Below are 14058 nucleotides of genomic sequence, written 5' to 3'. Positions count from 1 at the left end.
GCCACCGGACGGCCCCGATCATTCACGCCGACAGTCGACGATCTCGGATGCGGCGGCCCTCATGCACTGGAGTGACACCCATGAACGCTGGTGCGGTACGGCACCTCATATCCACGCGCGACCTGACCGACAGCGAGCTGACCTCGCTCGTCGAACGAGGGGCCGAGTTCTCCTCGGGTTCCCCGCGCGGCGGTGACCAGCTGTCCGGCCTGGTCGCCGGCATCTACTTCACGAAAACCTCCACCCGCACGCGTACGTCGTTCTCGGCGGCCGCGCTGCGACTGGGCGCGCAGATCGTGTCCTTCGGGCCGGACGACCTGCAGACCAACACGGGCGAGACCCTCCAGGACACGGCCGAGGTCCTGTCCAGGATGCTGGACCTGCTCGTCGTGCGGACCGCCGGCGACCCCGCCGACCTGCGCGTCCTGGCCGGACAGCAGAGGATGGCCGTGATCAACGCGATGACGGCCGACGAGCACCCCACGCAGGCCGTGGCCGATCTCGTCACCCTGCTGCGCCGCTTCGGACGGATCGAGGGCCTGCGCGTCTGCTACGTGGGCGAGGGCAACAACACGGCGGCGGCGCTGGCGCTGACCCTGAGCAGGTTCAAGGGCGTTCATCTGGAACTGCGCACACCACCCGGCTACGGGCTCGACGCCTCGGTGCTCCGCGCCGCGACGGCCGGCGCCGCGGACAGCGGAGCGACCGTCGTGGAGTCCCACACCATGGACGGCGCCGCCGACGGCTTCGACGCCATCTACACGACCAGGTGGCAGACGACGGGCACGAACAAGCCCGACCCCGACTGGCGCGATGTCTTCGCGCCCTTCCAGGTCACTTCCGCGCTCTGGGACAAGAGCCCGGACGCCGTCTTCCTGCACGATCTGCCGGCGCACCGCGGCGAGGACGTGACCGCCGAGGTCCTGGACGGGCCGCACAGCCTGGCCTTCGACCAGGCCGAGAACAAAATGTACGCCGCGATGGCTGTTCTCGAATGGTGCGCCGACCGGCGCTGACCTCGCCTCGATCTCTTTCTGTTCCTGACGCCGGCTGTTCCTGACGCCGGCTGTTCCTGAGGCCTGCTGTTCCTGAGGCCGACGACAGGAATCAACGAATCCCGTCGACAGCTTTCTTTGTCATTCCCAGTCGGTTCAAAGCAATGTTCATGCTGCACCCGAGTATCTGACGCGGTGCCTGTCAGGCATGCGCAAAAAAATGCACACGGGGGAATCACAGGTGATATCACAGTCCGCCGCCGCACTGGACGACGAGCGGCAGGAGTGGAACGACACGGCTCGAAGCGGGCTGTCGCTGACACTTCCGCAGATGTTCGAGGCCCAGGCCTTACGTACTCCGGAGGCGACCGCGGTCGTATACGACTCGACGGTCCTCACCTATCGGGAACTCAATGCACGTGCCAATCAGCTGGCACGTCTGCTGATCGCCCGGGGCGCCGGCCCCGAGGAACGGGTGGCGATCGCGCTGCCGCGCTCGGCGGAGACGCTGATCGCCATCCTGGCGGTCTCCAAGTCGGGAGCCGCCTGGGTTCCGGTCGACCCCGGGTACCCCGAGACCCGGATCACCGGGCTGCTGGCCTCCTCACAGCCGCTCCTGGCAGTGAGCACCCGCGAGACCGCGCGCCGGCTGCCGGACGGTACCCAGGTCCTGGTCCTCGACGACGCGGAGACCGCCGGCTCCCTGGCCGGACATGCCAGCCACGACGTGACCGACGCGGAGCGCCGCGCACCACTGGTCCCGGATCACGCCGCGTACATCATCCACACCTCGGGATCGACGGGCACGCCCAAGGGCGTCGTCGTTCCGCACCGCGGTCTGGCCAGCCTGGCCGTCGACCACATCGAGCGGTTCGGGATCGTGCCGGGCGACGGCGTGCTGCAGTTCGCCTCGTTCAACTTCGACTGCTCGGTCGGCGACATGGTGATGGCCCTGGCCTCCGGGGCGGCCCTCATCGTCCGGCCCGAGGACTGCCTGTCCGGGCACCAGCTGGGGGAACTGATCCGGCGGACCGGCGCCACCCACATGACCATTCCGCCGCAGGTCCTCGCCGCCCTGCCGCCCGCCGACCACCCGTCCCTGAAGTCGATCGCCACCGCGGGCGACGTGCTCCCCGCCGAACTGGTCTCCCGCTGGGCGACCGGGCGTCGCATGTTCAACGCCTACGGTCCGACCGAGGCCACCGTGGACGCCCTGGCGGTGGAAGTCACCGACGGGACGTCCGTGCCGCCGATCGGCCGCCCCGTGGTGAACACACGCGCGTACGTGCTGGACTCCGGTCTGCGCCCGGTACCGGTCGGAGAGGCGGGCGAGCTGTTCATCGCCGGGGCCGGCCTGGCCCGGGGCTACCGGGGGCAGCCGGGACTGACCGCCGAGCGGTTCCTGCCCAGCCCGTTCGGCGGCCCGGGCGAGCGCATGTACCGCACGGGGGACGTCGTACGCCGACGCGCGGACGGGAACCTGGAGTTCCTCGGGCGGGTGGACGAGCAGGTCAAGATCCGCGGATTCCGCATCGAGCCGGGCGAGATCGAGGCCGTACTGGACCGGCACGCCACCGTGTCGGCCTCCCTGGTGACGGCCCGGGAGGACCAGCCGGGCAACAAGCGCCTGGTGGCGTACGTCGTTCCGGCGCGGAACGCCGTGCCGCGTCCCGCGGAGCTGCGGCGGTACCTGGCCGGCCGGCTCCCCGACTACCTGGTGCCCTCGGCCGTCGTCGTTCTCGACGCGTTTCCGCTGAACACCAACGGCAAACTGGACCGCCGCGCGCTGCCGAGCCCCGACCTGTCCGCCCTGTCGTCCGGCCGCACGCCGTCGACGCCCCGGGAGGAACTGCTGTGCGCTCTGTTCGCCGAGGTCCTGGGGCTCGACAGGGTCGGTGTCGACGACCGCTTCTTCGACCTGGGCGGGGACAGCGTCCTGACCATTCAGCTCGCCGCCAAGGCCCGGCAGGCGGGATGGGTGCTGGAGCCCTCCGACGTGTTCGCCCACCAGCGGGTGGCGGAGCTGGCGCCCCTGGTGGAGCCGGTCGCCGCGGCGTCGGGCACGGTCGCCGAGGAGCCGGGTGACGCGCTGGGGCCGCTGCCGCTGACCCCGCCCGTGGCCAGGGCGGGTGCGCTCGGTCCCGGGGCGGCCGCCTCCTGGCAGTCCGTCGTCTTCCGCGCTCCGGCCGGCCTGGACCCGGACCTGCTCGTCCGCGCGCTGCAGGCGGTGGTCGACCACCACGGCGCCCTGCGGTCGAGGTGGAGCGGCGCCCCGGACCATCCGGAGCGGTGGGACGCGGAGGTGCTGCCGCCCGGGTCGGTCGACGTCCGGGCCGCCGTGCGGCGGGTCCGGATCGCGGCCGGCGACGACGACAGCGTCCGTGCGGCGGTGAACGACGAGGTGCGGAACGCCGCGGCCGGGCTGGACCCATCGAAGGCCGTGGTGCTGAGCGCCGTGCTGTTCGACACGGACGGCGGACCTGGACGCCTCGCGCTGGTCGCCCACCGGTTCGTCGTGGACCGCGCGTCCTGGGACGTGCTCCTGGCCGACCTGGAGACCGCGTGGACGGCCCTGCGGGCGGGGGAGCCGGTGACGCCGGCACCGGTCGGCACGTCGTACCGGCGCTGGGCACTGCACACGGTGGAGGCGGGAAGCGGACCGGACGGCGAGGAGGAGGCCGACTGGTGGGCCAGGACGCTCTCGGTCCCTGATCCGGCGCTGTGCGTGGACGTGGCCGGCGCGGAGCCCGCCGCCCCCGCCCGTGAGCTGACGGTCCGTCTCCCGGCGGAGGTGAGTGCCCCGCTGCTCACCTCCGTGCCGGCGGCCTTCCGGGCGCAGCCTCAGGACATGCTGCTGACCGGGCTGGCGCTGGCGGTCGCCGAGTGGCGGGTGCGCAACGGGCGGCCGGCCGGCGGCGCCGTACTCCTCGATCTGGAGAACGACGGCCGTGCCGGGTTCGCGCCCGGCGTCGACCTCTCGCGCACCGTCGGACTCCTCGCCGACGACCACCCGGTGGCGCTGGACGCGGGGCTCCCGCCCTGGGACGAGGTCCGGGCCGGCGGCCGCCGGGTCGGCGAGGCCGTCAAACGCGTCAAGGAACAGGTGCGTTCGGTTCCCGGCCGGGGCGCCGCCTTCGGCCGGCCGTACTTCCCGACCACGGACATCGCTCCCGGGCTCTCCGGCCGCGCCACGCCGCAGATCGGCTTCCGGCACACGGACCTCGACGCCGCGGCCGGACGGACGGACCCGGCACGCCACGTGGAGTTCGGCGGCGAACGCATGACCCCGGGCCACGCGCTGGAGGTCACCGCGGCCCGGAGCGGACCGCCCGACGCCCCGCGGCTCGGCACCACGTGGTCCTGGCTCCCCGGGCGGGTCACCGAACACGCCGTCGCGGAGCTGGCCGCGCTGTGGGCCGAAGCGATGGAGGGGATCGCGGCCCACGGCGCCCGCCCCGACGCGGGCGGACACACGCCTTCCGACCTGTCCCTGCTCTCCCTGAGTCAGGACGAAATCGACGACCTTGTGAGTGAGTGGGAATGAGTGAGAGCTCCGGCCTGACCGACATCCTGCCCCTGTCGCCGCTGCAGGAGGGAATGCTCTTCCATTCCCTGTACGACGAGCAGGGCATCGATGTGTACATGCCACAGATGGTCATCGAGCTGGACGGGGACGTCGACGCCGGTGTCCTCCGCAGCGCCATCGCGGCCCTGTTCGCGCGCCATGACAACCTGCGCGCCTGTTTCCGCACCCGCACCCGTCGTGGTGCCCCGGTCCAGCTGATCCCGGCACACGTGGACGTGCTGCTGAGCGAGTACGACCTGGCCGCTCTCCCGGACGCCGAGCAGGCGGCCGAGATCTCCCGCCTGATGAGCGAGGACCAGGCACAGCGGTTCGACCTGACTCGCCCCCCGCTGCTGCGGTTCATGCTCATCCGCCATGCCGAGCGCCGCCAACGCCTGGTGATGACCCATCACCACGTGCTGCTCGACGGCTGGTCGATCCCGGTACTCATCGGTGAGCTGCTCACGCTGTACCGGCAGGGCGGTGACCCCACCGGCCTGCCCCCGGTGGCCCCCTACAAGGACTACCTCGCCTGGCTGGCCGGACGGGACTGGGCCGCGGCCCGCCGGGCCTGGCAGCAGTCCCTGGCCGACGTGGACGAGCCCACGCTCGTGGTGCCGGCGGGCGGGGGCCGGCCTCCGACGCTTCCCGGCACGATCGAGTCCGGCCTGGACGAGCGCACGACCGCGGCGCTGACCGCGCGGATCCGCCGTCACGGGCTCACCCTGAACACGGTCGTCCAGGGCGCCTGGGCACTGGCACTGTCCCGCCTCACGGGCCGTGACGACGTCGTCTTCGGCGTCACCGTCTCCGGACGGCCCACCGAGGTCGAAGGCGTCGAGCGGATGATCGGCCTGCTGATCAACACCGTTCCGGCGCGGCTGCGGATCAGGCCCGAGGCGACCTTGGTCGAACTGCTCAGGGAGCTCCAGCAGGACCAGGGGCGGCTGCTGCCGCACCAGAACCTGGGCCTGACCGACATCCACCAGCAGGTGGGCATGGGGACCCTCTTCGACACCCTGATGGTGTTCCAGAACTATCCGACCGCCCCCACCGCCGAGCAGCGGACAGCCGGGGACGTCCGGCTCGTCGACGCCTACAGCGTCGACGCGACGCACTACCCGCTCGGTCTGACCGTCTTCCCGGGGAAGACGCTGCGGCTCTGCCTCGACCACCAGCCCGACGCCGTCGACCGGGACACGGCCGAGCGGCTCCTCGGCTGGCTGGTACGGCTGATCGAAGCGGTCGCCGCCGACCCCCTGCAACCGCTGTCCGCCGTCGATGTCCTGGATCCCGGCGAGCGGGAGCGGCTCCTCGTGGAGTGGAACGGCCCCGCCCACGAGGTGCCCGCGACCACGGTGCCGGAGCTGTTCGAAGCCCAGGCATCCCGTACCCCCGACGCGGTGGCCGTCGTCTCGGACGGCGAACAGCTCACCTTCGCCGAGCTGAACGCCGAAGCGAACCGGCTCGCCCGCGTCCTGGTCAGCCAGGGCGTCGGTCCCGAACACCTGGTGGGGCTCGCCCTGCCCAGGTCGGCCGGCCTGGTGGTCGCCATCCTGGCCGTCCTCAAGTCCGGTGCCGCCTACGTACCGATCGACACCGGCTACCCCGCGGCGAGAATCGCCCGACTGGTCACCGACGCCCGGCCGACCCTGGTCGTCACCGTGGACGGACTGCGGCCGGTCCTGCCCGAGGGCACGGCGGTGCTCGTCCTCGACGCCGCCGACACCGCCGCGTCGCTGGAACACAGTCCCGCCACGGACCTCGGCCACGGCGAACGCGCCGCCGCGCCGACTCCGGACAACGCCGCCTACGTCATCTACACGTCCGGCTCGACCGGTGTCCCCAAGGGCGTCGTGGTCGCGCACCGCAACGTCGTCAACCTCTTCCACGACCATCGCGCCGAGCTGTACCGGCCGGAGACGGCGCGGGCCGGGGCCGACCGGTTCCGGGTGGCCCTGGCGGCCTCGGTCTCCTTCGACGCCTCGGTGGCCGGCCTGCTGTGGTTGCTCGACGGTCACGAACTGCACGTCGTCGACGACCGACGCCGCTACGACCCGGCGGCGTTCGTGGAGTACGCGGCGGCGGCCCGCATCGACGTCGTGGACGTCACGCCCTCCTTCGCCGAACAACTGGTCGTGGCCGGACTGCTCACCGGTCCCCGTCCCGCCCTGCTCGTGGTGGGCGGAGAGCCGGTGTCCGCCTCGCTGCTGGAGGAGCTGGCACAGGCGCGCGACACCGTGACGTACAACTTCTACGGTCCGACCGAGTACACGGTCGACGCGACGTCGTACCGGCTCGACGCGCCCCGGGGCCAGGTCATCGGCCGTCCGGTCTGGAACACGCGAGCCTACGTCCTGGACAAGAACCTCGCGCTCGCGCCGATCGGCACCGTCGGTGAACTCTTCCTGGCGGGCGCCCAGGTGGCACGCGGCTACCTCGGCCGGCCGGGGCTGACCGCGGACCGGTTCCTGCCCTGCCCCTACGGCGGCGCCGGCGAGCGCATGTACCGCACCGGTGACCTCGTGCGCCGGCTGCCGGACGGCAACCTCGTATACGTGGGCCGCGCCGACGACCAGGTGAAGGTGCGTGGCTTCCGCGTCGAACTCGGTGAGGTCGAGTCCGTGGTCCAGCAGCACCCCGCGGTCGACCAGGGCGTCGTGGTGACCCGGGAGGACACGCTCGGGAACCCGCAGCTCGTCGCCTACGTGGTGCCGTCCGCGACCCCGGCCGGCCCGGAGCCGGAGGTGGCGGCGGACGACGCGGCGGAGCGGCAGCTCGACGAGTGGCTCCAGGTGCACGAGGCGATCGACACCGACGACACGGCGCCCCTTCCGTTCGGCGAGGACTTCGGCGGCTGGGACTCCAGCTACACCGGCGACCCGATTCCGCTTCCGGAGATGCGGCAGTGGCGGGCCGAGGTGGTCCGGCGCATCGCCGAGCACGATCCCGCGCGGGTGCTGGAGATCGGTGTCGGCTCCGGCCTGATCCTGGCCAAACTGGTCGACCGGGTCGAGGAGTACTGGGGCATCGACCTCTCGCCGACCGCCATCACCCTGCTGGAGGCGCACATCCGCGAGCAGGGCCTCACCGGCAAGGTGCGGCTGCGCAGCCAGCCCGCGCATGTGACGGACGGGCTGCCGGCCGGCTACTTCGACACCGTCGTCATCAACTCGGTGGTGCAGTACTTCCCCAACGGCGCCTACCTCCGTCAGGTCATCGAGCAGGCGCTCGACCTGCTGGCACCCGGCGGTCGCGTCTTCGTCGGAGACGTGCGCCGGGCCACGACCCTGCGTGCCTTCCACACAGCCATACAGGCGGGCCGCGCGGCCGACGGACAGGACAGCGGCCGGCTCGCCACCACGGTCGAGCGCGCCACGCTCCTGGAGCGGGAACTCGTCATCGACCCGGAGTTCTTCACCGCGCTCGCCGCCCAGCCGGACGGAAGGGTGGCCGGAGTCGACATCCGGCTGAAGCGCGGCACACCGCACAACGAGCTGACCCGCCACCGGTACGAAGTGGTGCTGCACAAGGCACCCGTGGTCGCCGAGTCCTGCGCCGGGCTGCCCGAGCTGGCCTGGGGGCGGGACGTCGACGGCCTCGACGGGCTCACCGGCCGGCTGGCCCGGTACGACGGCCCGGTGCGCATCACCGGAATCCCCAACGCGAGGCTCCTCCCGGAGGTCTCCGCGGCCGAGGCCCTGGCCGAGGGAGCCTCGCTGTCCCGGGTCCGGGCCCTGCTCGCCCGGACACCCGGCGACGCGGTCGACCCCGAAGCGGTGCACGCCTGGGGACGGACACACGGCCGCGGCGTGTACACCACCTGGTCGCGCGCGGCGGCCCATGCCTTCGACGCCGTCGTCCTGGCAACCGCCGAGGAATCGGCGGCGCTGACCGACGTGTACGTCCCGCCGGCCGGCGCCCAGACCTGGCAGTCCGCGGTCAACGACCCGGCGGGCGCGCGCCGCACGGGCGAACTCGCCGCTTCCGTACGCGGCCACCTGAGCCGGACACTGCCCGACTACATGGTGCCGAGCGCGGTCGTGGTCATGGACAAGCTGCCGGTGACACCCAACGGAAAGCTGGACCGCAAGGCGCTGCCCGCTCCCGGCCCGTCCACGACGGCGTCGAACCGCCGGCCCCGCGGCGAGCGGGAGGAGACGCTGTGCCGGCTCTTCGCCGAAGTGCTCGGCATCGAGCGGGCCGGCGTCGACGACAGCTTCTTCGACCTGGGCGGCAATTCGCTGCTGGCGATCCGGCTCGCCTCCCGGGTGCGCGCGGTGCTGGAGGTGGAACTGCCCGTTCGCGTGCTGTTCGAGGCGCCCACCGTCCAGGCCCTGGCCGCCCGGCTCGGCGCCGAGGACCGCGAGGCCGGACTCGGCGTCCTGCTCCCGCTGCGCCCTCGGGGCAGCCGACCGCCCCTGTTCTGCGTCCATCCGGCGGGCGGCCTGGCCTGGCCGTACGCCCGGCTCGTGCACATGCTCGACGCCGAGCAGCCGATCTACGGCATCCAGGCCCGCGGCATCACCCGCCCCGACCTGGCACCGCGCACGGTCCAGGAGATGGCGGACAGCTACATCGAGCACATCCGCACCGTGCGGCCCGAGGGTCCCTACCACCTGCTGGGCTGGTCATGGGGCGGCCGGATCGCCCATGAGGTCGCCGTCCGGCTGCGGGAACTCGGCCACGAGGTGGCGCTGCTGGCCATGCTCGACTCCCGGCCCTCGGCCGCGGACAGCGCCCCTCCCGGTGAGGAGGAGTTCGTCGCGTACATCCTCCACGAGCTGGGCCTGGACCGCGACGCGCTGGGAGACGACGAGCCTCTCACCCTGGGACGGCTGCGCACGGCGCTCGAAGACAGCGGTTCGCCGCTCACGGCCCAACTGGTCGAGTCCGGCTCGTCGTTGGCCGGCCTGGACGAGCAGGTGCTCAGGGCGGTCTACGGCGTCTACCGGAACGAGGCCGGCATCGGTGCGGAGCCGCCGCGGACGTCCTTCGACGGCGACCTGCTGTTCTTCACCGCCGGCCGTGAGCCCGAGGCGTCCTCCCTGCCCGGGCTGTGGACCCCGTTCGTCCAGGGCCGGGTGGACCACCACGAGGTCGACTGTGAGCACCTGGCCATGGCCGACCCCGAGCCCCTCTCCGAGATCGCGGCCGTCGTCGAGAAGCACCTCGGCGCCGCGCGGAACACCTCGGACTCTCGCAGCTGAGGTTCGCCGGCACCCCGGCACGGCCGGGGTGCCGGCGAACCGGAAGGGCCTACCACAAATGATCTTCGAAAGCGCTTCCGACGTCGTCCTCGACGACGTCTTCCTGCGCCTGTCCGACTTCATTCCCGACGTGAGTGTGCTCCTGAAGCTGGAGGGACTGAATCCGGCCGGGTCGGTCAAGCTGAAGACCGCCGTGGCGCTGGTCGACTCGGCGGAGGCCGTCGGCACGCTCAGGCCGGAGATCCGGCTGATCGAGTCGTCCTCCGGCAACCTCGGCATCGCCCTGTCCGTGGTGTGCGCCGCGCGCGGCTACCCGCTGACCGTGGTCACCGACCCCAACGCGGCGAGACAGGCGATCCGCGTCATGGAGAGCCTGGGCACCGAGGTCGTCGAGGTCACCAACCGGGACGCGCACGGCGGCTATCTGCGGACCCGGCTCGACTACATACACCGCCGGCTCGCCGTCGAGCCCCAACTGGTCTGGCTCAACCAGTACGCCAACCCCGCGAACGCCGGAGCCCATCGGGAGCGGACCGCGAAGGCGGTGCACCAGGAACTGGGCGACATCGAGGCCCTGTTCGTCGGGGCGGGCACGACCGGAACACTGATGGGCTGCGTGGAGTACTTCGCCGAGCACAGCCCGCGGACCAGGATCATCGCCGTGGACACCGTCGGCTCGGTCACCTTCGGCGGCGGCGCGGCACCGCGCTTCATCCCGGGGCTCGGCACGAGCCGGCGGCCGGAGATCTACGTCGACAGCGGCGCCTTCGAGAAAGTGCTGGTGGAGGAGGCCGACACCGTCGCCATGTGCCGGATGCTCGCCGCGCGCTACGGACTGCTCGTCGGCGGCTCCACCGGAACGGTCCTCGCCGCCGTGCAGCAGCTCGCCCCGACGCTCGCGCCCGGCTGCCGCGTCGCCGCCATCTCCCCCGACATGGGCGACAAGTACGTGGACACCGTCTACTCCGACACGTGGGTCGCCGAGCGCTACACCAGGACTCCCGACCTGGCCGGCCTCGGCCACGCCACCGCGGGCTGACTCATCGCAAGCAGAGAAAGAGAGACCTCCGTGACGACCTTCTCCGTGGTCCCCGGTTCGGTGGTGTCCGGCATCCTCGCCGACTCCCACGAGGACGTCCTGCGCATCGTCGCCCAGACGTACCTCGCCCACGAGCAGGGGATGTCGGTGAACCCCGACAGCTACTTCCTGCGCTTTCCCGAGAAGCCCAGCGCCCGGGTCATCGCGCTGCCCTGTTACCTCGGCGGCGAGGTGAACACCATCGGCATGAAGTGGATCGCCAGCTTTCCCGACAACATCGGGCACGGCCTGCCGAGGGCCTCCGCCACCCTGCTCCTGAACGACTACGCGACGGGCTACCCGCTGGCCTGCCTCGAAGCGGCGGGCATCAGCGCGGCCCGTACGGCGGCCTCGGCGGCCGTCGCCGCCCGGGAACTGACCCCCGACGAGGGGGAAGTGAGCGTCGCGGTCATCGGCGCCGGAGTCATCGCCCGCACGATCCTGGACTACCTCAAGGCGAACGACGTCGCCATCGCGGACGTGCTCGTGCACGACCTCGACGCCACCAGCGCCGGCCATCTGGCCCAGTACGCCACCGAGCGACTCGGGGTCCGGGCCACCACGGGCCCCCTGGCCGAGGCGCTGAGCCGGGACCTCGTCGTCTTCGCCACCACGGCCGCCACGCCCTACGTACCCGCCGGCACTCCGCTGCGTCCCGGTCAGGTGCTCCTCAACATCTCGCTGCGGGACCTCGCTCCCGAACTCCTCCTGGGCTGCAACAACATCGTCGACGACGTCGACCACTGCCTGAAGGCCCAGACCTCGCCCCACCTGGCCGAACAGCTCACCGGGGCCCGCGACTTCATCACCGGCACCTTGGGGGGCCTGCTGGAGGGCAAGGTGACCGCGGACCCCGCCAAGCCCACGGTTTTCTCCCCGTTCGGGCTCGGGATCCTCGATCTGGCCGTGGGCCATCACGTTCTGAACGCGGCGAAGGCACGAGGCGGCGTGGTGGACATTCCCGACTTCATCGGCGAGACCACGCGCTGGTGAGGCAAGCCGTCCTCCGCCCCCGGCCGTCCCGGGCCGGGGCGGGGTGCGGCGGCGCGCCCGGTGATGACAGTGACTGACGTACCGGCGTACAGTGATGTCTGTGACTGACGTCAGTCACAGACATCACCGCATGTCCGATCACAAGGAGCACGTCATGCGCGTTTTCGTCACCGGAGCCACCGGCTGGATCGGCTCCGCCGTCGTCGACGAACTGCTCGCCGCGAATCACGAGGTCACCGGACTGGCCAGGTCGGACGCCTCCGCCGCGGCCCTGGAGGCGAAGGGCGCCCTGGTCCGCCGCGGGGACCTCGACGACCTGGACGGCATCCGGGTCGGCGCCGAGGCCGCCGAGGCCGTCATCCACCTGGCCAACAAGCACGACTTCGCCAACCCGGTGGCGACCGCCGCGGCCGAGCGGGCCGCCGTACAGACCATCTGCGACGCGCTCGCCGGGAGCGGCCGGCCGTTCCTGCTCGCGGCGGGGATCGCGGGCCTCGCGCAGGACCGGCCCGCCACCGAGGACGACCCGTCCCCGGCCCACGGCCCGAACTCGCCGCGCGGCGGCACGGAGAACCTCGCCCTCGACTACGTCGAGCGCGGTGTGCACAGCGTCAGCCTGCGCTTCGCACCCACCGTGCACGGCACCGGCGACCACGGCTTCATCTCGGTCATCGCCTCGGTGGCCCAGGACAAGGGCGTCTCCGGCTACCCGGGCGACGGCACCAACCGGTGGGCCGCCGTGCACGTGACCGACGCCGCCCGCATGGTCCGGCTCGGCCTGGAGAAGGCACCGGCGGGCTCCCGGCTGCACGCCATCGCGGAGGAGGGCGTCCCGACCCGCGCCATCGCGGAGGCGATCGGCCGCGCCTACGACCTGCCCGCCGCCTCCGTCGACCCGGCCGAGACACAGAGCCACTTCGGCTGGATCGGCCCGTTCTTCGGCATGAACGGGGCCGCGACCAGCGCCGCGACCCAGGAACTGCTGGGCTGGACGCCCACCGGGCCGACCCTGCTGGAGGACATCGACGCGGGCGCGTACGGGGGGCGGTGAGCGGGCGGGCGGCCCGACCGCCCCAGCGGTCAATTTCAATACCGGTATAGTATGGCCGGTATAGTTATTGGCCGCACCAGAAGGACGCCCCGTGATCGAGATCCTCAACCCCACCCTGCTGACCCGGGCGAAAGGCACCGGCGCTCTCGTCGGCGGCATCCTGCACGCGCTGAAGCGCCGCAGCACGGTCGGCACGAACCTGCTGGACATCGACCGGTGGGCCAAGGCCATGATCATCGAGGCGGGGGCGCAGTCCTGCTACGTCGACTACGCGCCGTCCTTCGGCCGCGGCCCGTTCGGGCACTACATCTGCACGGCGGTCAACGACGCCGTACTGCACGGACGGCCGCACGACTACACGCTGGCCGACGGCGACCTCCTCACCCTCGACCTCGCCGTCTCCCTCGGCGGTGTCGCCGCTGACGCCGCCATCAGCTTCGTCGTGGGTGAGGCGAGGCCCCCGGAGAGCGTCGCGCTGATCGACGCGACCGAACGGGCGCTGGCCGCGGGGATCGCCGCCGCCCGGCCCGGCGCCCGCATCGGCGACCTCTCGCACGCCATCGGCACGGTGCTGAAGGAGGCGGGGTACCGGATCAACACCGACTTCGGAGGCCACGGCATCGGATCGACGATGCACCAGGACCCGCACGTCCCGAACACCGGCCGGCCAGGCCGCGGCTACCCCCTGCGCCCCGGACTGCTGCTGGCGCTGGAGCCGTGGGTGATGGCGGACACCGCCGAGCTGGTCACCGACGCCGACGGGTGGACGCTCCGCAGCGCGACGGGCTGCCGTACGGCCCACAGCGAGCACACGATCGCCATCACGGACGACGGGGCGGAGATCCTCACCCTGCCGAGGTGAGCGCGGCCGTGACATGCTCCCCCGAGCGGGGCCCGGTGCCCGAACCGGTCGCCGCCGCGCGGGCGTCCGGGTCCCGCACCGACGAAGGGGGCAGCTCATGGCGAAGGTCAACATCAGTCTCGACGCCGAACTCGTGGTGGAGGTGATGGTCCTGGCCGGAGTCGGCTCGCCCCAGGACGCCGTCGAGGCGGTCGTACGCGACTACATCGCCCGGGGACACCGCACCGAGGCGCGCACCGGGCTCAAGGAGCAGGGCCTGCGCGAGGTCGAGGCCAAGCCCCAGGAGCCGCAGGCCTGATCCCGG

Annotated in this window: 8 protein-coding genes; all 8 read left to right on the top strand. The window is 72.1% G+C overall.

Annotated elements, in window-relative coordinates; translation table 11 throughout:
• Positions 1–80 precede the first annotated feature (80 nt).
• The 8 genes from ACZ3IG_RS02920 to ACZ3IG_RS02885 all read left to right on the top strand — a co-directional run bounded on the left by ACZ3IG_RS02920 (position 81) and on the right by ACZ3IG_RS02885 (position 14052).
• Positions 81–1016: an ornithine carbamoyltransferase gene (locus tag ACZ3IG_RS02920; RefSeq protein WP_467428361.1), complete on the top strand. Its 936-nt coding sequence runs from the start codon at positions 81–83 to the stop codon at positions 1014–1016.
• A 220-nt stretch (positions 1017–1236) separates the two neighbouring features.
• Positions 1237–4539, top strand: a complete 3303-nt coding sequence (locus ACZ3IG_RS02915) for an amino acid adenylation domain-containing protein (protein WP_467428360.1) — start codon at positions 1237–1239, stop codon at positions 4537–4539.
• Positions 4536–9770, top strand: a complete 5235-nt coding sequence (locus tag ACZ3IG_RS02910; protein ID WP_467428359.1) for a non-ribosomal peptide synthetase — start codon at positions 4536–4538, stop codon at positions 9768–9770. The genes ACZ3IG_RS02915 and ACZ3IG_RS02910 overlap by 4 nt, the downstream gene beginning before the upstream one ends.
• Positions 9771–9828: 58 nt before the next feature.
• A complete protein-coding gene (gene sbnA, locus ACZ3IG_RS02905; RefSeq protein WP_467428358.1) occupies positions 9829–10809 on the top strand; it encodes a 2,3-diaminopropionate biosynthesis protein SbnA in 981 nt (326 codons plus the stop codon).
• 30 nt (positions 10810–10839) lie between these two features.
• A complete protein-coding gene (gene sbnB, locus ACZ3IG_RS02900) occupies positions 10840–11841 on the top strand; it encodes a 2,3-diaminopropionate biosynthesis protein SbnB (RefSeq protein ID WP_467428357.1) in 1002 nt (333 codons plus the stop codon).
• 154 nt (positions 11842–11995) lie between these two features.
• The gene (locus ACZ3IG_RS02895) at positions 11996–12892 is read left to right on the top strand and encodes an SDR family oxidoreductase (protein WP_467428355.1); all 897 of its coding nucleotides are present in this window, start codon (positions 11996–11998) and stop codon (positions 12890–12892) included.
• A gap of 91 nt (positions 12893–12983) precedes the next feature.
• Complete coding sequence (gene map, locus ACZ3IG_RS02890) at positions 12984–13754, top strand: type I methionyl aminopeptidase (RefSeq protein ID WP_467428354.1); 771 nt, start codon at positions 12984–12986, stop codon at positions 13752–13754.
• Positions 13755–13851: 97 nt separating this feature from the next.
• A complete protein-coding gene (locus ACZ3IG_RS02885; protein ID WP_467428353.1) occupies positions 13852–14052 on the top strand; it encodes a type II toxin-antitoxin system VapB family antitoxin in 201 nt (66 codons plus the stop codon).
• Positions 14053–14058 lie beyond the last annotated feature (6 nt).

This window comes from Streptomyces sp. NPDC016677, from assembly GCF_055562815.1.
The sequence above is the reverse complement of the archived record's forward strand: the minus strand, read 5'-3'. Positions and strand labels throughout refer to the sequence as shown.